The organism is Paenibacillus sp. J2TS4 (assembly GCF_018403245.1).
GTDB lineage: Bacteria > Bacillota > Bacilli > Paenibacillales > NBRC-103111 > Paenibacillus_L.
In genome coordinates this window covers 176,852-203,153 of record NZ_BOSH01000007.1, presented here as the reverse complement: position 1 = coordinate 203,153, position 26,302 = coordinate 176,852, and the positions used below count along the sequence as shown (strand labels likewise).

General features: G+C 48.4%; 17 protein-coding genes and 1 other annotated feature. Of the genes, 13 read left to right on the top strand and 4 right to left on the bottom strand.

Annotated elements, in window-relative coordinates; all coding sequences use genetic code 11:
- Nucleotides 1–15: 15 nt before the first annotated feature.
- The gene (locus KJS69_RS16675; RefSeq protein WP_213584909.1) at nt 16–873 is read left to right on the top strand and encodes a carbohydrate ABC transporter permease; all 858 of its coding nucleotides are present in this window, start codon (nt 16–18) and stop codon (nt 871–873) included.
- Nucleotides 874–1,062: 189 nt separating this feature from the next.
- Here the strand turns inward: KJS69_RS16675 and KJS69_RS16670 are convergent, their stop codons facing one another.
- From KJS69_RS16670 to KJS69_RS16660, 3 genes are all read right to left on the bottom strand, one after another.
- Entirely contained in the window at nt 1,063–3,324 is a 2,262-nt protein-coding gene (locus KJS69_RS16670) for a helix-turn-helix domain-containing protein (protein WP_213584908.1), read from the bottom strand.
- A gap of 371 nt (nt 3,325–3,695) precedes the next feature.
- Nucleotides 3,696–7,133 (bottom strand): cadherin-like beta sandwich domain-containing protein, encoded by a 3,438-nt coding sequence (locus tag KJS69_RS16665; RefSeq protein WP_213584907.1) that lies wholly within the window; start codon nt 7,131–7,133, stop codon nt 3,696–3,698.
- 528 nt (nt 7,134–7,661) lie between these two features.
- Nucleotides 7,662–9,053: a hypothetical protein gene (locus KJS69_RS16660; protein WP_213584906.1), complete on the bottom strand. Its 1,392-nt coding sequence runs from the start codon at nt 9,051–9,053 to the stop codon at nt 7,662–7,664.
- A 219-nt stretch (nt 9,054–9,272) separates the two neighbouring features.
- Nucleotides 9,273–9,534 (top strand) — a binding site (T-box leader).
- An 83-nt stretch (nt 9,535–9,617) separates the two neighbouring features.
- On the opposite strand from KJS69_RS16660, the gene metG reads away from it, so the two are divergent.
- Complete coding sequence (gene metG / locus KJS69_RS16655) at nt 9,618–11,249, top strand: methionine--tRNA ligase (protein ID WP_213584905.1); 1,632 nt, start codon at nt 9,618–9,620, stop codon at nt 11,247–11,249.
- 246 nt (nt 11,250–11,495) lie between these two features.
- On the opposite strand, the gene KJS69_RS16650 is transcribed toward metG, so the two are convergent.
- On the bottom strand, nt 11,496–14,618 hold the full coding sequence (locus KJS69_RS16650; RefSeq protein ID WP_249730564.1) for a hybrid sensor histidine kinase/response regulator: 3,123 nt from the start codon (nt 14,616–14,618) through the stop codon (nt 11,496–11,498).
- Between the two features lie 219 nt (nt 14,619–14,837).
- On the opposite strand from KJS69_RS16650, the gene KJS69_RS16645 reads away from it, so the two are divergent.
- The 11 genes from KJS69_RS16645 (at nt 14,838) to KJS69_RS16595 (ending at nt 26,263) form a co-directional block, all read left to right on the top strand.
- Nucleotides 14,838–16,016 (top strand): response regulator, encoded by a 1,179-nt coding sequence (locus tag KJS69_RS16645; protein ID WP_249730563.1) that lies wholly within the window; start codon nt 14,838–14,840, stop codon nt 16,014–16,016.
- A 118-nt stretch (nt 16,017–16,134) separates the two neighbouring features.
- Nucleotides 16,135–17,589, top strand: a complete 1,455-nt coding sequence (locus KJS69_RS16640) for a GGDEF domain-containing protein (protein WP_213584904.1) — start codon at nt 16,135–16,137, stop codon at nt 17,587–17,589.
- Nucleotides 17,590–17,626: 37 nt separating this feature from the next.
- On the top strand, nt 17,627–17,905 hold the full coding sequence (locus KJS69_RS16635) for a hypothetical protein (RefSeq protein WP_213584903.1): 279 nt from the start codon (nt 17,627–17,629) through the stop codon (nt 17,903–17,905).
- A 463-nt stretch (nt 17,906–18,368) separates the two neighbouring features.
- Nucleotides 18,369–18,569, top strand: coding sequence for a cold-shock protein (locus KJS69_RS16630; protein ID WP_213584902.1), 201 nt, complete (start codon nt 18,369–18,371; stop codon nt 18,567–18,569).
- A gap of 85 nt (nt 18,570–18,654) precedes the next feature.
- Nucleotides 18,655–18,885 (top strand): cold-shock protein, encoded by a 231-nt coding sequence (locus KJS69_RS16625; RefSeq protein ID WP_213584901.1) that lies wholly within the window; start codon nt 18,655–18,657, stop codon nt 18,883–18,885.
- A 243-nt stretch (nt 18,886–19,128) separates the two neighbouring features.
- Nucleotides 19,129–20,922, top strand: a complete 1,794-nt coding sequence (locus KJS69_RS16620; protein ID WP_249730562.1) for a cache domain-containing sensor histidine kinase — start codon at nt 19,129–19,131, stop codon at nt 20,920–20,922.
- Nucleotides 20,900–22,162, top strand: coding sequence for a response regulator (locus KJS69_RS16615; protein WP_213584900.1), 1,263 nt, complete (start codon nt 20,900–20,902; stop codon nt 22,160–22,162). The genes KJS69_RS16620 and KJS69_RS16615 overlap by 23 nt, the downstream gene beginning before the upstream one ends.
- Nucleotides 22,163–22,164: 2 nt before the next feature.
- Complete coding sequence (locus KJS69_RS16610; protein ID WP_213584899.1) at nt 22,165–22,434, top strand: hypothetical protein; 270 nt, start codon at nt 22,165–22,167, stop codon at nt 22,432–22,434.
- Nucleotides 22,361–23,428, top strand: coding sequence for an ABC transporter substrate-binding protein (locus tag KJS69_RS16605; protein WP_249730561.1), 1,068 nt, complete (start codon nt 22,361–22,363; stop codon nt 23,426–23,428). The genes KJS69_RS16610 and KJS69_RS16605 overlap by 74 nt, the downstream gene beginning before the upstream one ends.
- A 65-nt stretch (nt 23,429–23,493) precedes the next feature.
- Nucleotides 23,494–24,624 carry an ABC transporter ATP-binding protein gene (locus KJS69_RS16600; protein WP_213584898.1) on the top strand — a complete coding sequence of 377 codons (1,131 nt, stop codon included), beginning with the start codon at nt 23,494–23,496 and terminating at the stop codon, nt 24,622–24,624.
- Nucleotides 24,581–26,263: an ABC transporter permease gene (locus tag KJS69_RS16595; protein WP_213584897.1), complete on the top strand. Its 1,683-nt coding sequence runs from the start codon at nt 24,581–24,583 to the stop codon at nt 26,261–26,263. The genes KJS69_RS16600 and KJS69_RS16595 overlap by 44 nt, the downstream gene beginning before the upstream one ends.
- The last annotated feature ends 39 nt before the right edge of the window (nt 26,264–26,302 follow it).

Here is a 26,302-nt window from a genome sequence, read left to right as displayed (position 1 = left end):
ATAAGGAGATTGCAAATGAAACAACGCTTAAATTGGTTTGATATCGTGAATGGAATCATTTTATTGGGAGTCGTGTTCCTCTGCCTATACCCGTTCATCTATATGATTGCAGTTTCGCTAAGCGACGATATCTACATATTGAAGGGGGAAGTCTGGTTCTGGCCCAAAGGCTTCACTCTGGAAGCCTACAAATATGTGATGGCCGACGGGAGAATCTTTACGGGCTATAAAAATACCTTCATCTATGTCACCCTGGGAACAGCGGTATCCTTGCTGCTGACTGCCTTGGGAGCCTATGCCTTATCGAAGCCAAAGATGGTTTTCCGCAAACCGTTAATGCTGATGATTGTGTTTACGATGTTTTTCGGCGGCGGGATGATTCCTACCTTTCTCGTTGTGAGAGAGCTCGGACTGGTCAATACGATCTGGGCGATGGTTTTGCCGGGGGCTATTTCAACCTGGAATTTGCTCATCATGCGAACGTTTTTCGCAGGGATTCCCAGTGAACTGGAGGAGTCGGGCAAAATCGACGGCTTATCGGAAATCGGCATCTTCTTTCGGATCGTACTGCCTTTATCCAAAGCTGTGCTGGCCACGATCGGTCTATACTATGCGGTAGGCATATGGAACAACTTTATGGGGCCGCTTCTCTATTTACGGAACCAGGAGCTGTTTCCCCTTCAGGTTATTCTGCGCAATATTGTTTTGTCCGGCCAGCTATCGGGGAGCGAGGGACCTACGGAAATTGTGGTCATTGAGGAAGCGATCAAATATGCGACCATCCTGGTGTCCACCCTGCCGATTCTGATCATTTATCCTTTCATCCAGAAATATTTCGTCAAAGGCGCGTTGATCGGATCGGTTAAAGGGTAGAATCAGGCCTCCGGCCCCGGATGTCTCCGGGAGACTGAAAGGATACGTAAGCCCCGGAACCCGGCGGAGACGCCGGGAACCGCATAGCATCGGCAGACAAGGAACAGGGGGGCCGTCTTATAAGTTCCGGTCTGCATAACGAAACATAGAAATGTTATTTGGGCAAAATGGATTAGACGCTGAGTCATACTAGCTATTTTCCTTTTCAAAGAGAAGGGTTTTGCGATAGTCGCCCGGAGGCGAGCCGGTCCACTTCTTGAACATGCGGATAAAGGAAGTGGAGTTGCGATAGCCGAGCCGTTCGCCGATTTCCTTAATCGTCAGGTCCGAATTAGACAATAGCTCCTTGGCCGCCCTAATTCGCACCCGGTTCAGATGCTCGGTGAAATTGTGTCCGGTCTTTTCCTTAATATATCCGGATAAGTAGGTGGAGGACATATTCAACTTCTCGGAAAGCAGATCCAGCGAAATATCTTCCTCATAATGGTTCTCCAGAAAATTCATGACAAACTCAATAATGTCATACTGCTCTTCGCGCTTCACTTTAATCGTCCGGACTGAGCGGGAAATAAACTGGCTGAGCACCCGTTTATATTGCTCCGTCGTTATACATTCCTGAAGCTGGGCAAGAATGTCGGCGGGAGAGCCCTCGCACGGAGCTTTAAGCAGCTCCATTGTTTTCCATGTCTTCACGATCAACGTTTCGGCAAACCTGGACAGCTGCTCCGAAGTAGCCTGATGCTTGTCCATCGACTCGAGCATCCGGGCAACGAGATGATTGCAATGAGCATCGTTGCCGGCCTGAACATTGACGTAAAATTCATGCTCTTGCTCCGCTGTAAACATGTAATGGGAGTCCGTTTGCTCCAAATCCCAAATAATTTGCGTCTCCTCTACCGGTCTGGCTTGGCGAATCATCATTAGCGTCTGCTCGTACGCTTTATCGAAGTCGGAGGACTGTTTAAACACGGAGCTGACGGCTACAGTCACGAGATAAAAATTTCGATCGTAGTCAAAGGTTTGCTTTAACGCCTCCACGCTGTACCGCAAGGGTTCATCTCTTTTGTCGGTATAGACGATGGAAAGAATCTGATTGTTCTCCATCTGAAGCGTGTGCGAAACGGGAAAGGACTGCCGGATATGCAGCTGAATAAATTCACGAATGCGGGCTGCCGCTTTTTCCGGCTTCAGGAGCATCTGGTCCATGGCGCTTTGCCGGTAATGGAGTCGATATAGCACAAGGATAAAGGTCCCGTCTCCCACCATAAACTCGCGTGAAAGGGGAACATCGGTATAAATCTTTTTAAACCGGGCCATATAGCCGTAATTGGTCAACAGAGACTTGTTGCTGATCAGCTTTTGATTCATCTGGTTTCTCTCCTGAAACAGTCCGTCCATACGATGGTGGATCAGGTTGAATTCACTGATGTTGCTGTGATATGCAGCTGGTTCTTTGCCTTGGGTAAAACCGGCAATTATCTCCCGTACCGGACGATGGATGCTGCGGCTGAAGAAGAAAGAAGCGGCGATGCCGATCAGCAAGGTTACAGCAAACAATAATACGGTCATCCAGTTCAATTGCTGCAGGGTGGAATTCAATGTCTGATAAGGAATAATCGAAACGTAAGTGGCTCCCGATTCCTCACCCTTCTCGAAAAAATAGTATGTATGATCTTGAAGCAGCCATTTCTTGTTCCCGTCCCATTCCGGGAGGGTGTGCTTACGGGCCGATTCCGACGATGCCATAATAATGTCGCCATCCGGGTCAAGCAGCAGCAGTTCCGATTTCGGAGTTCCCAGGTAAGCTTTTAGCAGCTTGTCAACCTCAATAAAGGCAATAATTTGATAGTCCCGCTTTTTTGTTTGAGCCGTGACGGGAAGAAGCTTTTTATTACTTTGAACAAGCTCGTTACGGAAGGAGCCTACGGGGAAAATATTGAAAGATTCGTCCTTCTCCCATGGTTCATTCCAGAAGGCTAGTGGGTAATGATCACTAATATAATAACGGTTGAACATACGTTCTTCCGAAACGATTCCTTCCTTTTCGACCAGAAAGGAAGACCCGGGATAGTAAATCATTAAATTTTCCAAATGGTAATAAGGATTCGCCACATCGTTCCGAAGCTGATTCACTAAATTAGTCATCATAATGTAGTCATAGTCCTGCATGCCGCCGGATATTGATTGTCTATAAAGCGCTCTCACGTTACTATCGTGGTATAGATTGAACATAAGTCCCTTAAGAGACCCGAACTGATTTTCCAACGTTTCTGATGTATTTTTTACCAAGGATAAATTATGGCTTATAATTTCTCTCTCCACATTGCGGGAGTACAGGTAGAGAGACCACAAATTATAGGAAGCTAGTAAGATGATAATAATCAGAAAGTTAATCAATAATTTCATAAATAAAGAGTTGACCTTGAAGTTAAGACCTGAAAACCGGAACATGCTGACACTCCTCATCGGTAACGTTCTTGCTTAATTATAGCTAATCCCGGCGTCTCCATAAATGAACACTTTTTAGGATTGCTGACTTTATTTCAGGTTTCATGCTCCCTGACTTAATGAATCAGCTCACTCTCCTGAGCCTTCTTAATAAAGCGGATTTTCCGTCAGAATGGACGCTATGTGCTCGGATGCGCCATGCCTGCTGTGGGCCTTTGCGGTGCGAAGTCTCGCCAACATATAATAAGGCCCTCCTTAATCCCTGTTTAGGGGAGGAAAAGAGGACCTTATTGCTTTGAAGTTATTTCAGAAAGAAGAACCGGCTCGATGGCCGAACGGCGGCCTCCAAAGCTTAATCCGGCTTGACTCCGAGATTAGAGTTGCTGAGCCTTATCCATGATTTTATACAGTAAAGTGGCAATCTGCGCCCGGGTCCCGCTCTCCTGAGGAGCCAGACGCCTGTCGCTTAACCCGCTCATCGCTTCCATCTTAATGTTGGCGGCGATGGCCTGCTTCGCCCAGCTGCTAATTTCATCCGCATCGTCGTACTTGCCGAGCAGAGCTTCCATTTCGCGGCTGGTGACGTCTGCGTTCATTCCGAGCTTCTGCTTCATCAGCCGCTCGAGGACTACCGCCATTTCTTCCCGGCTGACCAGAAGGTTAGGTTTAAACTGTCCATCCTCGTAACCTTCAATCAGTCGGTGATGGGCTCCCAGGACTACCGCCTCGTAATACCAGTCTCCAACTGTGACATCGCTGAAGCTGGTGTTCGAGGTGGAGCCTTCCAGATTAAGCGCGTTGACGAGAATCGTCACGAACTCGGCGCGGGTGATCGCCCGATCCGGTTTGAAGGTGCCGTCCTCATATCCGCTGACGATGTTTTTGGAGGCCAGAAATTCAATATGGGTTCTGCCCCAATGACCGGATATATCCGGAAAGCGGACAGGGGCGGGCTTCATAATAATGATCTCGCTGTTCCCTATCGTTGTGAACTCCTTGGTTGTTCCTCTTGTCTTGCCCGGAGCGATTTCCCATCTTTGGTAATCGGTATAACGGTACGCATTGGACGGTCTAAGCTCCGCTTCCGTCAACCGGGTAGGCAACTCGATAGTTCCTTTAATCGAGCTGCTGTCCGAGACACGGCCATCGGTTCCATCGAGGCCTTCCAGCGTTATCGAGTAGAGATCAGTAAGCGGCTCGTAATTGGCAGGAACATCGGTAATCGAATCCGCATCTTTAATTTCAAAAGCGGCCTTAAAGCCGTTCGCTTTGACGTCCCATGGGTTAACGGTTATCGTTCCGTCAGGAGTCTGCGCAATAATCATGCGGCTGTTTCTTCTTAAATATTCGAGCATGCTCTGATCCAGCATGACGTAATTCGGCTGGCTCGAATAATTGCCGCTCGCGATTTTGAAGATAATCCGGTTGAACGTTTGAGAGGACGTTTCCAGATGCGTCTTGAGCTTGGCGTAAGTGATATTGGCATCCGAAGGAGAAGCTATCGATACGATAAGATCTCCATCCTGAAGGTAAGGATTCAGAGCATGGCCCTCTTGCTCCGGACGGCTTCTAGTAATCCAGAAAGTATACGTTCCGCTGCTTCCTCCATAATGATTCTGCACCTTCACTTCAAACTTGTTATCCCCATAGCTTAGTGGCAGCTCAGGCGACAACTCGAGGCTATTGACGTTATAGCCATTGATCGTGATCGAATAGATGGAGCCGACCGGCATCATCTTAATAGACGTCATTCCCGATTCAACCTTGGCGTGGTAGTAAGAGACGTTCTTGTCGAACAAGGGGCTGTAGGTGACGCCCGGAATGATGATATTGGCCAGCTCACTAGGATCGGAGGAGTAGTCTCCCCGGCTAACAATAAATGTATAAGTTCGGGAAGCTCCGTTGTTGTTCGGAACCACCTCGATGACGACGCTGTTCTCTCCCAGATTCAGGGGCAGGGATACTAGTTGACCGGATGAATAATAAGTATTGTTAATTCTAATTCTGGAATTACCCGATGTGACGGGAGTAAAAGTGAACGAAGTATTCCCTGTATACCCCCGGTAATAGGTATCGTTCGGATGAAAGCTGCGATCCAGGGCGATGTTGGGTGAGCCGATCGAAATCAGACTATTGTCACCGACCACTCCTCCCGGATGGGTCTGTCCTTCGGCCAGCCGGGTAACGGCAATCGTGTAGTAGCTTAAGCCTCCTGAATCAGACCGGACCTCAATGGTCACCGTGTTCGTTCCCACATTGAGCGCTGCCCAGTAATACTCGCCGCTGGCTACGGATTGTCCGTTAACTTTCACGGACATATTGTAAGAATTATAGATCGGGCTTAACCGGAAATGGCTGACCGGATACGAGACGGTGGAGGAATATCCACTGATATTCGATTGAAATGCCTTGTCCAAAGAGAGTCCTTCGACCAGCAGATTATTCAGAACGGTCGATGGATCTCCTATGTTTCCTCCACTTCCGCCATCTCCATAATCGGAAGGAAGTCTCGTAATCGTCACGGTATAGTAACGAATATCTCCGCTGGAGCTTTGGACTTCAATGGCCACGTTATTGTCGCCGGTTTTTAACGGAATTTCCTGGTAGCTTCCGCTTTGCACGCTCTTTCCATTAATTTTAGCCGTTATGCCGGAGTAGTACGATACGCTCATTTGCAAGCTGGACGTACTGTTGTTAACGGTGGCATAGTATTTAAGCACGTTGGAATCGAATGCCCGGTTCAGATTTCCGCGGGTCAACGAAATGTTGGATAAATAGGCAAACTGCTGGTTGCCTCCGGAATCTCCTCCCCCGCCTCCGGGATTAGGGTTATCGTTATACGACAGGCGGGTGACCGAGATGCGATAGGTTTTTTTGGTGTTGTCGTAGGAATCTACTTCTATCGCTATTTCATTATCTCCGACCGATAGCGGAACCGTATAGAAGCTCCCGCTCGCGACTTTGCTTCCCCGGATAGTGACGGACCTGATATTACTGCCGTAGGTGGGGCTGACCTTGACTTCCGATACGTAATTATTGACTACGGAAGAATAAGAGGTCACGCTCGGATCAAAGCCTCTGTTTAAAGAAGCCCCTTCCAGATAAATATAGGACAACCCGTTCTTATCCGCCGTGGAACGATTCAGACTGATCGTGTAGACCGTCATTTCATTATTGGAGGAGCTCACCTCCACCATCAAAGAGTTTACTCCGGTGATTGGAATGGCGGCGGGCACTCCGCTGGACACGACTCTTCCGTTAATTTTAATCGTTAAATCCTTAAGATCCGTAGCAGCCGTTACGTTGATGAAAGACAGATACTCCGGGATGTTGGCGCTGTAGGACGTAACTTCCGGGTCGAAGGGCTCATTCAAGGAGGCCGCATCCATAAATAAGTTCACCAAGCCGATATTTTTACGTTTAACATTGATCGTATACAGTTTGGAGCTTCCGTTGGGAGCCACCACGGAGATCGTAATAATGTTGGAGCCGACGTATAAGGGCACGTCACGAGACGAGCCGTTCCCTACGGATGTTCCGTTGATGTTCAGGGTAACATTCCTGTCCTGAGCGGTGGCCGTGACTCGAATCGAAGTTTTATGATAAGGGACATTCGCTGTATAGGTCACATTGAGCGGGCTGAAAGCGGGGGAGAGCGAATAATTGTCCAAGGCCAGATTGGCGAGCGACAGGCTGTAGTTGTTGTTATCGGCGTAGGCTGTTGGACTGGAGGCGGCTGCCAACCAGGGGGACAGCAAGAGAGAGGAGCACAGGATAATTTTCCCGACCCATGACATTCGTTTCTTTCTCATGATTGATCTATACCTTCTTTCTTCAAATGATAAGGATATATAAGCTTCACACTTACCATCATGCTTATAATTCACCGCGAAACGTCGATCCGTCGTTAAAGGACGTCGGCAGCCGTTTATGCTTGATCACCCTTACGGCATGACAGGTCAAACGTCCGTTGCTGGAGAGATATAGCGGCTTCTGCCGGATATTACAATATATTGTGAATTAAATATCTCTATATAATATGAACTAATGATTGAATAGCTCATGAAGTGGAGAAAGAAAGATGCTTCCAGGGCGAGTTTTGGCTTTGTATTCCTACCATCCGAAGGCCCATCCATATAGAAGGAATACAAAACAAGATGTTTGAAGCTTCGGAGGCACTTTCCTTCGGAACGGAATGAGAGCTATTCTTTAGTTCAAGATATTTAGAAGGGGACTCACCGTTATATATCGGCAAAAGAAGATAAAAAACGTAGATATGAGGTGATAAAAAAATACCGCTTCCCCAAAATCATTCAGGAAAGCGGCGGATGAAGCCTATTTTATTTAAAGTCGTCCCCGGTTAAGTAGTTGTGGAACGGCTTGTCGACCCAAAACGTGTAGGTCAGGATATCGAGGTCGGGATCCAGCTTGCGGAATCCATCAGCGATTTGCTGTGAGTCGTTCTCCAATGAGAACGATTGGGCGTAATAGGGTCCCCCCACGATTTTATTGTTGGCAATAATCTCGTAATCCGCGATTTCTGTCAAGGAATAGTACAGCGGCTGCCACCACGAGCCGAGAATTAAGCCGGCTTGATCCTCGCTGTCCTTCTTGGCATACTGCAAGACAATGGGCTGAAACCGATTTTTATCGTCGACTGTATTGAATTCAAAGGAAAGATCGTATTCTTTCGCGGAAAAGATATAATTTCCGTTGTCGATTTGCGTCAATCGGTTAGTATCGGATTCGGTCGGCTCGCCCCATTCGGCCAGATGAATAAAGGCTGACGTTTTAGGCTCCAGTTGGACCTTGGCATTCAAACCTTCACTGCGAAGCAGGCCGATCAATTGCAGGGCATGCTCTATGTTGGAATGGCCGTATGTAAGGGATAAGGAATCGATAAAGTTCGAATCAAAACGGGAATCCTTCAAGTTATAGCCTGTGACGAGACCATTCTCCAAAGCACTGTTGACGATTTGCTGCAGCTCCGGCGCCTCGATAATGTCGGACGTGTTATAGGCCTGGATGAGTTTGCTATAAATATCCGGGTCGTTCACCTCTCCCAGGTATTGCTTGTACTGGCCTCTATAAGCTAAAATTTTGCCTAGCAGCTCTTCGGCGAACACTTTCGATGCCGCAGAATTGGTTCTTAAAGCTTCGTAGAACGCAGGAGACACGAGTCCGGTATCGATCGCGACAGCCAACTCCTGAGCGGCTTCCTTGGACAGGTAGACATCCGGGGCTAAATTAAGCTTAGCCAATGTCTTATCCGTTTTCTCTTGCGGGTACGTGTACGCCAGTTCCTTCAGTCCAGCCGCTTTAACGGCTATGAACACCGCTTGGAAGACATCTAGCGGTCGATCGGCATTCACCTCCGAAGCGGTGAGGATGCCTTGCTCATAAAGAGCAGCCGATGCGGGGTAATAAGGATTTGACTTGTCCAGATCGGCGAATGAAGGCGCCGTTGCTTCCTCCGAAGGGGCGTAATTCAGAACCTGGGCTACAAGCTGAATGAAGCCGCCTTTCGTTAATGAATCTCCAACAACTACCTTATACTTATCTTGAAGAAATAGAGAGTAATTCTCCTGTTGACCCGAAGCGGCGTTCGGGACGGTTTGTTCCTGTGAAGCTTGTTGGCCATAAGCGGGCAGTCCTGGAGACGACAGCAGTAGAGCGAACGATAAGGACGTCGCAAGCGCTAATTTGCTCCATTTTGCTTTAATTGGGTTCATGTGTCATTCCTCCTGTTAGTAAATCTAAATCCAATTATTCCGATTTGTTAAAATGGATATCGTAGCCAAAATCATATCTTAACAACTATATTGTGTCAATAGGGATGGAAAATTGAAAATCACGGACAGTTTTACAGAAGGATGTCAATGAAAATGATCGATGAATATTGCAATGAAGTTTCGCTACAGATATAATGGCATATAATATAGGAAGATTGAACAAAAGCGACGAAGAGAAAGAGTAGTTGGATTAATCTTTGAACAGAGAGCTCCGGCAGCTGAAAAGGAGTAAAGAAGCGTCCGATGAATATGGTCTCCGAGCTGTGCACCGAACCCTCATCAGGTAGTAGGCTGCACCGGGTGCGCCCGTTATAGTGCTAGGGTATAAGCACAATTTATGTGCCGTACCTGAAGAGATCGATACTGTGAAGTATCGGTGAATTTGGGTGGTAACACGTGAGATTTGACTCTCGTCCCTTCTGGGGGGGGAGTTTTTTATTTTGGCTTAAAGTCGGTTCCGAGAATTCTTGGCTGAGCGATATAAATAAACGGAGGTTGATCAAGATGAGTATTTTTATTGGCGGCGCGTGGCCGTATGCTAATGGCTCCTTGCATTTGGGTCATGTGGCGAGCTTATTGCCCGGCGATATCCTGGCCCGGTATTATCGGCTGCAAGGGGAGAAGGTGCTGTATGTTTCCGGAAGTGACTGTCACGGAACCCCTATCTCCATTCGGGCCAACCAGGAAGGGGTATCCCCTCAAGAAATCTCGGAGCGATACCATAAGGAATTCGCCGAGTGCTTCCACAAGCTTGGATTTTCCTATGATCTTTACACCAGAACGGACGACCCCTTCCATCATCAGACGGTGCAGCAGATTTTTCTTCAGTTGTTGGACAACGGCTATATTTATAAGAAAGCGGTTGGGCAGACCTATTGCGAAACCTGCGCTCGCTTCTTGCCGGACCGTTATGTGGAGGGCCAGTGCCCCCATTGCGGCAATAGGGCTCGAGGGGATCAGTGCGACCACTGCTCCTCGCTGCTGGATCCCTCTGACCTGCTTGGGAAGCAGTGTAAGCTGTGCCGAAGCTCTCCCGCCACAAGACAGGCGGAGCATTACTTTCTGGCCCTGTCTAAATTTCAGAAGCAACTGGAGAAGTATGTGAACGAGGCGAGCGGATGGAGGGAGAATGCAGTTCATCTGACCCGCAGATATTTGGATGAAGGGCTTCATGACCGTGCGGCGACCCGGGATTTATTATGGGGAGTGGACGTTCCGCTGCAAGGGCATGAGGGCAAAAAAATCTACGTCTGGATCGAAGCGGTCAGCGGGTATTTGTCCGCCAGTATGAAATGGGCGCAGCAAACCGGCGGCAGCTGGGAGACTTACTGGTCGGAGAAGACGACCGCCTACTACGTTCACGGCAAGGACAATATTCCGTTTCATACTTTAATTCTGCCGGCCATTTTGCTTGGAATAGGGAATCTCCATTTGCCAGACAGAATCATTTCGGGTGAATATTTGACACTGGAGGGCAGGAAAATTTCGACAAGCCAGAACTGGGCTGTATGGGTGCCGGATGTTTTGCAGAGATATGAGCCGGATTCTTTACGCTATTTCTTGACGATTAATGGTCCGGAGAACCGAGATGCGGACTTTTCCTGGAGGGAATTTATCTATAGTCATAACGGAGAGCTGCTGGGAGCCTTCGGCAACTTCGTGAACCGAAGTCTGAAGTTTATCGTGAATTCGTTGGACGGTAGAATTCCAAGTGGGAGGATGGATGAACGGATAAAATCCGAGCTGCTTAATCTTTACAGTCAAACCGGCAGGAGAATCGAGACTGGGAAATTGAAGGAGGCTTTGGAGGGGGTCTTTGCTTTTATCCGAGGAGCGAACAAGTTTTTCGACGAACGCAAGCCTTGGGTTCAATTGACGGAAGATTATGAAAGTTGTGCTGCGACATTGTATACATGCAGCCAAATAATAGTTAACCTGGCTAATCTACTCGAGCCCTTCCTTCCCTTTGCTTGTCAGAGAATCAGATCGTTTCTGGCGATCCCGCAGCCGGAATGGCAGTATACGGAGCTGAGGCCGTCTACACCGGTTCATAAGGTGGAGCACCTGTTCACAAGGATCGACGTGAGCGTTATCGCCGAGGAGCTCGGTCGGCTCTCCGCGCAGAAGTCGGAATAATGCAAGGCATCCGACTGGCCCATCCTCGAAGGATTCCGATAGAAGTTCCATGACGGATTTGGGCAGGTGAATAATCAACCTGCCCAAGCTAACTGGATTTGATGTAGGTCATTTAGTCAGATTTGACGAATTTTGCAGGTTAAACTGGAAGAACCTCCAGCTAGTTCGGACCAAATCTAACGAGCTGATCCATACCATGGTTGGGACAGAATTTACAAAAGGAAAAATTGCCCTGGCTCGGGTAGTTTATTTCGTCACGATAAAAGTCACGGTCGTTCCTTGACCAGGTGAACTGCTGATCTGCAGCCCTTTACCATAAATTTGCTTCAATCGCCGATCTGTATTGCGCAAGCCGATGCCCTGCCGATCCCGCGAATGGTCGAGGATTCGCCGCAGCGCTGCTTCATCCATGCCTATCCCGTTATCCCGGACCAATATCTGCACGTGATCTTCCCTGTCAGTGATTCGAATATGAAGCTCCCCTCCTTGAGACCGCTTCATCAAGCCATGTCTAATGGCATTTTCCACCAAAGGTTGGATCGATAGAGGAGGGATGGAAATAGTGAGGCTCTCCTCTATTTCCCAATTAATTTGCAGCCTTTCTTCAAAACGCTCCTTCTCTATAAACAGATATGACCGGACAAGCTCCAGCTCATGTTTAAGCGGAACTAGCCGTTCGGAGTTATGGGAATCGAAGCTTCCCCTGAGGTAATTTCCAAATGCCTCCAGAATATCTCGCATTCTTGGCGTATCGATATAGCTGAGAGCGGCGATTGCATTCAGAGTGTTGAACATGAAGTGCGGCTGAATCTGGGCCTGAAGCCAGGCCGCCTCCATCCGCAATCGATCACTGACTGAATGTTTTAATTCCGTTAGCGCACGCACCCGAGCCCTCAATTCCGTCGCTTCCACCGGTTTCGTCACGTGATCGTTGGCTCCTGACAGGAAGCCCGTTTCGATATCCTCTGCCCGGTTGCGCGCGGTCAGGAGCAGGATCGGGAGCTCGGACATGGAGAAACGTTGACGAACCCGGCGTGCCAATTCATAGCCGGACATGTGAGGCATCATGACATCGGAAATAACTAAATCCCAATCTCCGCCATTCAATAGCGACAATGCTTCCTTGCCGCTTGTGGCTGTGGTCAACTCGCAGCCTTCTGCAGATAGAATCGATTTCAGGATGTTCAGATTAATCGGGTCGTCATCTACAGCCAATATTCGGGGGCTGGTTGAATTCGCTGCCAGGCCGGGAGGAGCAGCCGGTTCGGAGCCTTCAGTCCCCTCGGATCTCTCAGGCCGCCCAGATACCTCTGATGTCTCGGACAATTGTGCAGCAGCCGCTTCTATATCGGTTAAAATCGGGACAGAGGTCAGCACCGGTTCCTCCCGCATGGTGAATGATTCGGCTACAGGAAGAGTGAAAGTAAAGACCGATCCTTGGTTGGGGATCGAGCGCACCTCTATGGTTCCTCCTTGCAGCTCCACCAACTGCTTGCAAATGCTTAATCCTAAGCCCAGGCCGCCCCCGCCGGCGGCTATGCTGGAATCGCCCTGTTCGTAAGGCTGAAAAACTTTTTGCTGTGTTTCCTCATCCATTCCGATGCCCGTATCTTCAACTTCGATAATCGCCATCCCGTCTCTCACCGAAGCATGAACGGCAATCCATCCTTCATTCGTGTGTTTCACCGCATTATGGAGCAGATTAAACAAAATTTGAATCAGTCGATTTTCATCCGCCCGAACAGGGGGAAAGGTATCCGGAATGTTATGAATGAGCCGGATCGACTTGCCTTCGGTCATAAGGCGAAGCATATCCAGTACGCCTGTAACTACCGTTTGAATGCTGATGCTTCGGACCTGAAGCCGGATGCGGCTCTCCTTAAGGCGGGTCAAATCAAGCAGGTCGTTCAGCATAAACGACATGCGCCGTCCTATGGTGATGAGCAGCTTCATATTTTTGGCGTTGGGATCGAGTAAGGACGATTTGCCGGAATCCAACATAGCTTGGGCAATATTAAGAATCGCATGAAGCGGATTGCGCAATTCATGGGAGGTGTTGGCCAGGAAATCGTCCTTCATTTTATGTTCTTGCTGGAGCTTCTTCGCGAGTTCTTCGGTTTGAGCGGAAGCCCGGAAATATCGTTTAAACCAGTAGGTCGCTAATGCAAGAAGAGTAGCCAGCATATCCAAGGGATAGTAATCCAGATCCAGCCATCCCTGGCCTTTAATAACTGCCCATCCCATATTCGTTGTGATCGCCGTAGCTCCAAGCAGTAAAAAGAGAATATCCTTGTCTCCATGCAGGGCGGCACGCAAGGTGATTATCCACGTTAACAGAAAAGGCAGATACACGAGAAGCGTTCGCAGCTGACTTGTGAACATTGTGTATTGAGTAGGCAGCAGCAGGAAGAACAAAGCGAATAGTCCACAGAACAGCGTGAACCAGCGAAAGCCTCTAATGTTCGAGTACTCGGGTAAAAGTTTTTTGATAAACTCCAGTAAAAATACGGCTGCCCCCAGATAAGACAGAGACAGAATCTTTGCCGTCCACTCAAAGTTCATGGGCACCCAGAAGAGCAGCAATCTATCATCGGCGACCAATATGGTCATAATCGCGCAGAGGATTAATAAGGAGAAGAAGATTAACCCTTGTCGCCTGGGTCCAATGAAATATAAAATCAAACCATAGAAAGCATGCATCGCAAGAATGGCACACATGACCAATTGTGTACCCATGGAAAAAGACACTTCCCGGTTCACCGCAGCATCCGTTCCAAACTTGATCGATTGGCGTATGCCGGTATTTTTGGGGTTATCAAAATTGGCTGCGTGGATGATGATTTCTATCTCTTCCTTATCGGTAGCAAAAAAGACGGAATAAGGGACGTTTCGGGCTGTATACTGATCAGCCGTCTGGGCCGGTTGGCCCGTTTTGTGCAAGGATTGGCCATCCACGAATAGCTCCGAGGAGTAAGGAATATTTCGGATTCGCAAGCCGTAGGCTTCGGGATGCTCGGGATTTAGCAAAATGCGCAGACGGTAGGACCCCGATTCGATGGACGAATGCTCAGGTGTATCCCATTGGCCGGGGACCTGAATGAAACTCCTTTCTTCCAAGCTCTTTTCTTTAAGCCAGATGCTTCTATTCAAGGGGTTCTGCATAATTAATTCATGAGGGTAAAATTCCCACTCCCCATTTAGCGTAAAGGTGCGATCCAATGGGAAATCCCAGGTTCGCAGATCCAGTATGCCTTGAACAGCCTGAGGCTGCTTCGGGGGCATATGCAGCATGATCCAGGCTCCGCGAATTCCTGTAAGAATAAGGAAGAATAATCCGGTAATAAGAACAATATTTCTTTTTGTCATCATAATTTGATATTTCGACAGAGTTTGCAAGAATCCTTGTCCGCTCTGACTGTAAAAATTAGAAGAAGTTTAACAATTCAAATATTTACGTTGCAGTAGCCAAGGGCTAGAATTAGAATCAGACAGAGAAAATGAACGGCCGGATAAGACATGGTTAAGATTGGACATCAGGAGCAGGCATTCGAATGACCGTCAAAATTCGGCTTCCCGAAACGGAGGTAGTTGAGCATCAAAGCGATTCTTGTAGATGACGAGCGTCTGGCTCTCCGCCATCTGGAGCAACTATTGCTGGATTTTGGGGAATTTGAAATTATAGGAAAATATCAAGATCCGCGGGAAGCTTTAAAAGCGGCCTCTATCAGCAAGCCCGACATTGTTTTTCTGGATATCGAAATGCCTGAACTGAACGGGATCGAATTAGCCGTGCGACTGCAAAGTCAGTGGCCGGATATCAATGTAGTATTTATAACTGCTTATGATGAATATGCTGTAAAAGCCTTTGAATTGAATGCGCTGGACTATGCACTTAAACCGTTGCAGCGCGATCGTCTGGCCCGAACGGTTCAACGGCTGGTAAGCAGGGAGAATCCCCGCACCTCTGCCGGCGCTTCGGTGACGGTTCGTTGTTTTCAGGGCCTGCAGATAAACTGGGGAAGTCTTGGTGCCCCCCGGCCCGTGGGGCTGCGTTGGAGAACCACCAAGGCACAGGAATTATTCGCTTACCTGCTGCATCATCGGGGACAGGCCGTAAGCAAGGATGCGCTGTTGGAGTTGCTGTGGCCGAACATAGACGGCAAGAAAGCGATGACTCAGCTATACACGACCGTGTATCAAACCCGCAAAATGCTGAAGACGGCCGGGGTTAATATAATTATTCATAGTCATGGAGAAAGCTATGTTCTCGATTTAGGTCAGGCCGAGCTCGATGTGGATGAATGGGAGCGCGGGCTGCGTGAAGTTCCCGCCTTAAGTGAAGCTACCTTATCGGAGCATATCCGGCTGTTAGAGCTGTATCGCGGAGATTACTTGGCCGATTATGATTATTTATGGGCGGAAAGCGAACGCCAGCGGCTTAGAATGCTCTGGAGTCAACAGGCGATGCGGGTCGGTGAATTTTTAGTTGCCAATCATGATTATTTGAATGCGATTGCGTTGTACCATCGAATCCAGATGCTTCACCCTTATATGGAAAGCAATTATTTTACTCTGATGCAGTTATACGATGCGGTGGGGGATCGCAGCTCTGTAGAGCGCGAATATGAGCGGCTGGAGACTATGCTGCTTCAGGATTATGACGTCGCGCCTCAGGAGGCGATTCTAAAGTGGTACCGGGCCTGGAAAGCGGATCAGGATAAAATTAAAAATCATTCAGATTCATCACCGAAAAAGATCATTCTCTAAAATGGGTTGTTCAGAAAATGTTCAGAAAATGTTCAGTTCCTTATAGTTAAATAGAACCAGTTATGTTATGTATGCATACGCAGGTACGACAAGGAAAAGAAATAAGGGAATGATCGCCATGGCACCGAACCAATGTGAAGGAACAAGGTTGCCTAAACCTGTTTCGCGCTCATACATTAATCCGACGCCAAAACGAAGAGACGTCCTATCTGCCCATAAGGAAGTAATGGCTGTTATTTGTTCTGTAACCGCTGCGTGGATTAAGCAACTAGAAGGAACACCCCTAGTCATAACGGTAATTGGCCGGGACGGACGTCTTGCGGAGATATCCGGAGATGAAGCTGTAACTGAACTCCTCCTCCATCAGCCCGATCAGGGCTCTCCGCTTACAGTAAGCTATTCGGCTCCATTCCAACATTCATATAATACGGAAATCTTAGGAACGATCACTATTACCACCCTGGCTACACATGCAAATCCATTACTAGGCACCATAGCGGCGGCCATCGTCGATTCTGTTGAACGGGAGCTGCGGCTGCAGAAGTTCAGCCAGCAATGGAGCCTGGTTAATGAGATGATGAATACGGTGAGGAGCGGGATGGTTGTTACCGATATGAAGGGCACCATCGTCGAATTCAATTCAGTGGCTGAACAACTGATGGGTTGGACAAAAGAGGATTTAACAGGAAGGCCGATTTCGGATTTGCGGCCTCTGAGCTTTTATGTGGAGGAGGCCGTTAACCAAGGGACGGGATGCGAGGATGTTTTGGTTGAAATTCATAATGACCAGACCCAGACCACCCGAGCTTGTCTGTTAGATGTCCAGCCTATTCTGGACGAGTATTCCCGCCCTATCGGAATATTAAGTCAACTTAAAGATATTACAGCTCTCCACCACAAGTTGGAGGATTATCAATACATGGCTTACCATGATGAGTTGACCTGTCTTCCCAATCAGCGGCATTTAGAAAAACATATCCACCAATGGCTCGAAACAACTAAAGAAAATAAACAATTGCTGGCGATTCTATACATGGATATGGATCGCTTTAAGCAGGTGAATGATACCTTCGGTCATTATAAAGGCAGCTCTTTGCTTAGAACCGTCGCAAAGGAGCTCAAGGCTTGTCTTCCCGATCAGACCATTAATCGGGTGGGAGGCGACGAATTCGTCATCTGTCTTCCTGTGGAGCGTCATTCGGAGGCAGTTGCAGCCGCACGCAAAATTTTGGGCCGGTTTGAACAGGATTTCGTCGTAGATAACGAGCCATTTCGGGTGTCGGTCAGCATCGGGATTTCCTTCTATCCCCATGATGGACTCGATGCCAAGACTCTTATCAATCATGCTGACCAGGCTATGTACCGAGCTAAATCTTCAGGCAGAAATCGATATAAGCTGTACTCCTCACCTATGAAGGGCTGGTCGAGGGCATCGGTTCCGTCCGTTGCCAAGCTTCGGCTTAACACTGACTCGCATACAGGAATCAGGATAAGCTGCTTTAACCCTGGTTCGATCAAGCGCAGTGGTCTCAACAGAAGACTTTATTTCAACAAAAGAATGCTCTATCGATGAGCGTTCTAAATGGAAAAGGAGAATGGAGAGATCCCAGATGATGACCGATATAGGAAAACGGAGAAAAATACGCAGTATCATTAAACATTATCCGAATATATCGGAACAGGAAATGAACTTCTTGGTTAATATCATTAAAGAAAGGAAGATTCATCTCATTGTCAACCAGAATCATCCCATCTTCCTTAAAGACGAGTCGAAATATACCAATCTTATGGAGAAGCTGACGCATATTGAGCGCCAGTTGGTTTCCATGGATGGAAGGGCTGAGCACTCGGCCCGGGAAATCAAAGAGTTCTTCGTCAATAACTCATGACTTCAGTCATGGGTATCCTTCGCGTAGATAGCGAGTTGAGGGCGGTAACTTACAGGGGATGGCGCAGAATCTTGCTGTTCTTTAGGAGGCATGTTGGAATCGGATGAATAACGGTAGAGGAGGCTGTCACCCTGTTGAGCGGCCTCCACTTCGTCGAGCAGCAATTCGACGAAGAGTACCAGACCAAAGCTGACGCTGCCAGGGTCAAAATCGAATCGATACTGAGCCCATAAGCTCGCAGCTCTTAGCAAATTAAACCAAAAAGTGGAATTTCCTTGCGGCAGGCGCTTGCTTTTATAGATGATTAATGTTATGATAAATACAGTATACGATTACAATCAGAATTCACATGTTGTAAAGGGTTATCCTTCGTATTGCGGTGCCTTTTCCAATGTGTGAATTTTTATTTTCTATCCAGAAATAAAATGATCATGTTAATTTTGAAGGTTTGGGGGCTGTTTCTATGCAAACAGGTACAGTTAAATGGTTTAACGCTGAAAAAGGCTTCGGGTTCATCGAAGTGGAGGGCGGCAGCGATGTATTCGTGCACTTCAGCGCGATTACAGGGGAAGGCTTCAAGTCGTTGGATGAAGGCCAACGCGTTCAATTCGATGTGGTACAAGGTAATCGCGGACCGCAAGCGGAGAACGTAGTGAAGCTCTAGAATGAAACCCATAACTGCTCTTAACTTAAGTTAGGGGCAGTTTTTCGTTTATTCCATTACTATCCTACAGAGAGGGGTTTGCGAAATGAGCTACCGTAGAAAGCCGTTAGAGGAAATTCCCGAGGAAAACACAAGAATATGGTCTTGTACCCAGCCGGGCTGCAAGGGCTGGATGAGGGACGACTTTGCCTTCGATTGTTCTCCGAAGTGTCGGCTGTGCGATTCTCCCATGGTTAGCGGCACAAGGATGCTTCCGCAATTAGTCAACTCGAATGGAGACCTCAAAGCTATTAAAAAAGGCATTCCTATCAAATAAAATCATAATCATGGAAACCCTGACCGCACGAGGTCGGGGTTTTGTTTTTTTACTGCTGGACAAGTTTACCCATTGCCGATTTTTCAGGAATATGGTTTTATTGGTTTTACAGGATGGTGGGTATCATCGGGTTGTCCTCTCCGGGATTATCCCCTCTGGACCGGATATAATCTCCTCTTGCTGAGTGGTTCCGGGCTTCTCCAATAAATTGTAAACGTTTTAATCGAAGGTGGTGAGCGGAGATTGGAGCTTAGAAAAAGATTAATTCTGCTGTTTCTTATGGTGGCTGTCACTCCTCTTGCCTTACTAGGGGCGTTCTCCTATTATAAATCGGCGGAGGTCATTTTGGAGCAAGTATGCGGAAGCATATTGGAAAATTTATCGCAGGTGAACCATAGCATCAATTATTTTGTTCGGGATATTGAGCAGTTGTCGATGTATATATACAGCAACGAGGAAATCCAGGAAGTGCTCTCCAAAGACAAGGACCGCAGCTTGTTTGAAAAGCACAACGACCGGAAAAAAATTAACGGAATTCTGGAGTCCTTCCTCGGCTTTAAAAATTGGGATATTTCAATCTATTTGCTAGGTGAGAACGGGGACAGGTATTTTACGGGGGAATTGCTGCCCAATTCCTACCGGGACTATAACATTCATTGGGGATTGTTCCGCAAGGCCAACCTGGCTAACGGCAACGTCGTCTGGGATACCCATTACGCGATGAAAAAAATGGATGATTTCGGAGTGGTGCTCAGCTCAGGACGCATGCTCAAAAATATAGAAACGAACCAACCGCTAGGTTATCTAGTTATCGATATTATGGAGCCTGCTCTTGCCGATAAATATAACAAGGCTCAGTTATATCCGGGGGGAGAGGTGTTCTTGCTGGACCGCAACGGGTATGTCGTCTCCAGTCTGCCCTCCAAGCATCAGGTCGGCACGAAGCTGGACCAGCCCTATATTTCGAAGCTATTGGAGGAGAGAAAGGGCTTCTTCAGAATATCCCCTCGTGAACGGGGGAGCTCCGCGGCCATGGTTACCTTCGACACGTCGGAGATGACCGGCTTCAAGCTGGTTAACGTAGTGCCTGTCAGCGCCCTGACGAAGGAAGGAAACAGCATTCGCAACTTAACGTTGATCATTATTGCCATCTGTATTCTGTTCGCTTTTTGGCTGGCCTATTTTCTGTCGAATAATGTCACCGGCCCATTGCGCAAGCTGCGATTTTTGATGAGACAGGTCGAGGAAGGCAATATGAATGTTACGTTTGCCGCTGGCTCCAACGACGAAATCGGCCAGTTGGGCAGAAGCTTTAACACGATGCTGTTCAACATTAAGCAGCTGATCCGGGAAGTGTATGAAAAACAGCTGAAACTGCGGGAGGCGGAGTTGAAAGCGATTCAAGCGCAGTTTAATCCTCACTTCCTGTACAACGCTCTCGACTCCATCAATTGGATGGCCCGGATTCATAAAGTGAATGACATTAGCAAGACCGTTGTATCGTTAGGCGAACTGCTCCGGTTCAGCATTCGCAAGGACCGGGAGATCATTGAGGTGAGGGAAGATATCCAGCAAATTAAAAACTATCTCGTCATTCAGAACATGCGGTATCGGGACAAGTTTGAGGTTCATATCGAGATTGAGGAAGAGATAGAATCGTATTTTACATTAAAGCTTCTGCTGCAACCGATTGTCGAGAACGCGATCACCCATGGCCTGGAAATGAAGGAGGACAAAGGGACGCTGAGAATTATCGGCAGAAGCCGGGGAGAACGGTTGGAATTTATAGTTGAGGACGACGGGGTCGGGATGAGTCCGGAGCTGCTGCAAGTCATGAGGGACGGCCGCTATCGCTCCGTCACCTCGGAGAAGACAGGCATCGGTTTGGCCAACGTGCGGCGCCGGCTGGAGTTGTACTTTAGCACGCACTATGAAATGGAAATAGAAAGCGGGCCCGGGCAAGGAACCCGGATTCGTATAGAAATCCCCATTCTCGAGGAGAGGGAGAGCGGTTATGTACAGAATCCTGATAGTTGACGACGAGTGGCTGGTCCGGGAAGGGCTCAAGCAGACCATTCCCTGGCATGAAATCGAATGCAGCCTCATCGGCGAAGCCTCCAATGGCCAGGCCGGCTGGCTAATGGCCAATCAATATGAACCGGATATTTTACTGACGGATATTCGCATGCCCGGCATCGACGGGCTGGAGCTGGCCAAGCGGGTCGGCGAGGCTCATCCTCGCACGAAGATTGTCTTTCTGACGGGCTTCGATGAGTTTGCTTATGCGCAGCAAGCGATTAAGATAGGGGCTGCCGATTTTGTTCTTAAACCAACTGATCCTGAAGAGCTCATCCGCACCATTCGCAATGTAACCCGGCAAATTGACGAGGAACGCGCTCGGCAAGAATACTCGAAGCGGCTGGAGCTCAGGATCGAGAACAGCCAGCCCATTCTGCTGGAGAAATTGCTGTATGACTTCATGCTGGATAACGCACGGGAGTACGAAGCCGGTCTTCTGCGGGAGCTGTTAGGCCAGCGTCTGGAGACGATCTTTTCATCGTTTCAGGTGGCCATTGTGGAATGGAAGCGGGAACCGGATGAAGACCAAGGAGCTAAACAGCGATGGACAGCATCATTGGAGGAGTTGCTTGCAGCAGTCGAGGGAGAAGCCCGCGCGGGCTTGGACAGCACCAGAGTCCCCATTCACGAGAATAGAATCGCGGTTATTCTTGCGAATCGGTCTCCCCATTGGCTGGAGGAAGCGGACAGGTGCGTCGCCGCCGCCCGGGAGAAGGGATGGGGCGTCACCGTTGGAGTTAGCGGTGTGCATCAGCATTATGATTCGATCGCCAAGGCCTATCACGAAGCGGAAGTTGCCTTGCAGCAGAAGGAGTACATTGAACAGAATCGAATTATTGGTTTTGCCGAGCTGGATGAGCTGAAGATCAGGGAAAAGTATGGTTTGTCTCCCATTGAAAAATATATAAGGGAGCACTACGATAAAGATATTTCGCTTCAGGACGTGGCTGCCACCGTTCATATGAGCGAAAGCTATTTTAGCCGGGTGTTCAAGAAATACAGCGGGGTGAGTTTTATCGAATATGTCACTCAGCTCCGCTTGGAGAAAGCGAAACAATTGCTGCAGCGGCCGGATGCCAAAATTTACGAAGTCGCTCTGGCTGTCGGATATCAGGACTCTCGCTATTTCAGTCAACTGTTTCGTAAATGGACCGGGGAAACCCCGACCGAATTTCGCAGGCGAATGGGATTGCACTAGCAGTGCGTCCGTGGGCGCCTGTTTTTTTCTTGGCCCGGGAATGTGGACAAAAAATTCAACAGTTTAGAAATTTTGTCACATTGGCAGCGCTTTCAGTTTATTTTAATATTTCTAATAACACCTTTGATCCTGGACAAGCGGACAAGCTTGACATGAGTCAGAGGGTGATCGATACAAAAAGAATGGGAGGTCTTCAAGGTGAGAAAGAAAGCGTTTTTATCTTTTTTGATGGTGGTTATGCTTTTGATATCCGCTGGCTGTGGCTCGGGTGATAGCGGCAGCAGCAACGGGAAAGGCACGGATTCGGGTGCTTCTCCGGAAGGATCGAAGGGAACGGGCAGGCTGACGGTCTATTCGCCGAACCAAGCCGAGATTAACAATCCGATCATTAAGGAATTCCAGGATCGCACCGGGATTCAGGTGCAGTTGATTTCCGGTGGAACCGGGGAGCTGCTGAAACGGGTGGAGGCTGAGGCATCCAATCCGCTGGGAGACGTTTTCTTTGGCGGAGGCCAAGAGTCTCATGATGCGTACAAGGATTATTTTGAGCCCTATGTCACCTCGGAAATCGACAATCTGGAAGCCGATTATACCGATCCGGGGCAAACCTGGACGCCTCTGTCGATCCTGCCGATGATCATTATCTATAATCAGGATCTGGTGCCGGAAGGGGAGAAGCCCAAAGGCTGGGAAGATCTGCTGGATCCTAAGTGGAAAGGAAAAATTGCTTTTTCCGACCCCGCCCGCTCGGCTTCATCCTATACGCAAATGGTTACTATGCTGACGGCATTCGGTCTGAACGACGAAAAAGGCTGGGATTTCATCAAGAAGTTTGTAGGCGCTCTGGACAACAAAATTTTATCCAGCTCTTCCATGGTTTATAAAGGGGTGGCGGATAAAGAATTTGCACTGGGGATTACTTCGGAAGATGCCGCGCTTCGCTACATTGAAGGTGGAGCCAAGGTCGGAATTATTTATCCGGAGGAAGGAACGTCCGCTCGCGCCGATGCTTTATCGATTATGAAAGGCGCGAAGAACCTCGAGGAAGCGAAGCAATTCATCGACTTTGTAGCTGGACCTGACGTACAGAGCCTTATTCAAAAGGAATTTAAACGCCGCTCCGTCCGCAAGGATGCGGAGAAAGTGGAAGGAATTCCGCTCACGAAAGATATTAAAGTATTGCCGTATGACACCGAATGGGCATCTAACAATAAAGACGAGGCGGTTGCTCGCTTTACCAGAATTGTGACGGGTCAAGAACAATAAACAGTTGACTGGTGCCCTAACTTAACCGTTAGGCACCATTCTTATCTTATCGAGGAGGTCCGGTTATGCAAAGAATTACGTTTGAGCACGTCACCAAATATTTTGGGTCCGTGAAAGCCGTCAATGATGCGCATTTCGTCATTCAGGAGGGGGAGTTTTTTACTCTGCTGGGGCCGAGCGGCTGCGGCAAAACCACTCTGCTTAGGACCATCGCCGGGTTCTACAGGCAGGAGGAAGGCGACATCTATTTCGGGGATCGGCTCATTAACGATGTCCCGACCCATGAGCGGAATATCGGGATGGTCTTCCAAAACTACGCCATCTTCCCCCATATGACTGTATTCGAAAATGTTGCGTACGGGTTGAAAGCGAGAAAAGTAGACAAGAAGGAAATTGAGCGCCGGGTCATGGAGGCTCTGGACATGGTGGAGCTTACTCACTTGCGGGATCGAGTGCCGTCCGATATGAGCGGCGGGCAGCAGCAAAGGATTGCCTTGGCGAGAGCAATCGTCATCCGTCCCGGGCTGCTCTTGATGGACGAGCCCTTATCCAATCTCGACGCCAAGCTGAGAATCAAGATGCGGACGGATATTCGGAAGCTGCAAAAAGAGCTGAACATTACAACCATTTACGTTACTCACGATCAGGAAGAAGCGTTGGCGGTATCCGACCGGATTGCGGTGCTCAGTGAAGGGCGGGTTCAACAAATTGCTCGTCCGCACGAAATCTACGCTTATCCGCAGAACCAGTTTGTCGCTAATTTTATCGGAGCTTCGAACTTTATAGAATGTCGGGTCGGAGCAGTTGATCCGCAGACCGGTAAGGCCCGGATGGAGCTGCATGGTATTCATTTTCCACTGAAGCTGTACCGTTCCTATGAAGGCCCGGGGTTGCTCTCGGTCAGACCGGAAAAAATCCGGGTAGAGACCGAGAAGACGAAAGAAACATTGATTCCCGCGGAAGTGCAAACCGTCACTTATTTGGGCGACAAGGTCAGCTACAGCGTGAAGCTTGGCGGTAAGCAGATGATCGAGGTTCAGCAGCATGCCGTCGAGCCGGAGAAATTGATTAGCGAGAAGCAGAAGATTTATTTGGACCTGCAGCCGGATAAGGCCGTTCTGTTCGACCAGGAGGGGAAGGAGGTCCTTTACAATGCAGCAGCCCATCATTCGGCCCGCTCTGGCCAGCCGGCTTAGTTTAAAGAAATGGGATTTCTGGACCTGGGTTACCGTTGCCGTTTATCTGTTTTTGCTTTCCTTTATTGTGTATCCGCTCTTCTCCCTGTTTTATGCCAGTCTTTTCAATGAAAAAGGTGTCCTGTCTCTGCAAAACTACGATAATTTTATCAAGCTGAAATATTATCGGGACGCTCTATTCAACAGCTTCAAAGTATCGGGTCTGGCCACTCTGTTCGCCATCCTGATCGGTGTTCCCTTGGCATATATTACGACACGGTATAATATTAAATTCAAAGGCCTCATCAACATTATGGTCATCATGTCGCTGTTGTCTCCGCCTTTTATCGGGGCGTACTCCTGGATCTTGATGCTGGGAAACAACGGCTTCATTACCCGGTTTTTGCATGACATCGGTATTCCGATGAAATCGATTTATGGCTGGCATGGAATCGTCTTTGCCTTTACGCTTCATTATTATCCTCACATTTATTTATATGTGTCGGGGGCACTGAAGACGATTGACACCTCGCTGGAGGAAGCGGCGGAAAGCTTGGGAATGCCCGGCTGGAAAAGACTGCTGAATGTGACTTTCCCGCTTATTTTCCCAACGTTGTCTACAGGTGCGCTGATGGTCTTCATGGCTTCCTTCGCCGATTTCGGTACACCGATGCTGCTGGGGCAAGGCTTTAAAGTATTGCCTATTCTCGCTTATGAGCAATTTATTAGCGAAATGGGCGGCAATCCGGCGATGGCGAGTACATTGAGCGTCGTCCTGATTATGTGCTCTACTTCGATTCTGTTTTTACAGCGCTATTTGGTTTCGCGGAAAAATTATTCCATGACCGGGATGCGGACGCCTAAAGTGAAATCGCTGCCGCCGTTCCTCAAATGGGGCTTGACGGCACTTGTCTTTATTCCGGCTACTATCTCTATCATTCCGCAAGTGACGGTAGTGGTGACGTCGTTTATTAAAACGAAAGGGCCGGTATTCCATCCCGGCTTCAGCCTGGACAGCTACAAAGAAATTTTGTTCCGGGTGCCGAAGGCTATTATGAACACTTACACGTATTCCTCCATCTCGATCATTATTATGATTGCGATGGGGATGATGGTCGCCTATTTGCTGGTCCGCCGGAAGTCGAAAATTACCGCAATGCTGGACAGCTTGCTGATGGTTCCCTATGTTATGCCGGGTACCGTATTGGGGATCAGCCTGATTATCGCCTTCAACAAGCCGCCGCTAATTTTAACGGGGACCTGGATCATCTTGGTCATTTCTTACGTTATTCGCAAGCTGCCTTATACGATCCGATCCAGTACCGCTATTCTCCAGCAGCTGGATAAGAGCGTGGAAGAAGCGTCAATCAGTCTCGGAGTGCCTCCGGCGAAGACGTTCTTTAAAACTACGGCGCGGCTGATGGCGCCGGGCGTGCTGTCAGGGGCGATCCTGAGCTGGGTCACGACGATTAACGAGCTGAGCTCGACGATCGTTCTCTACTACGGAGCGACGGCTACCATTACCGTAACGATATACAGTGAAGTGTTTACATCCAACTATGGAACAGGGGCGGCGCTTGCTTCCATCTTGACTTTGACCACTTTAATTTCGCTATTAATTGCTAATAAACTGGCGGGTAAAAAAGGGCTTCAGCTGTAATTTCAACCCGTCATGCTGAGGGTTAGGAAAGCGGATTGG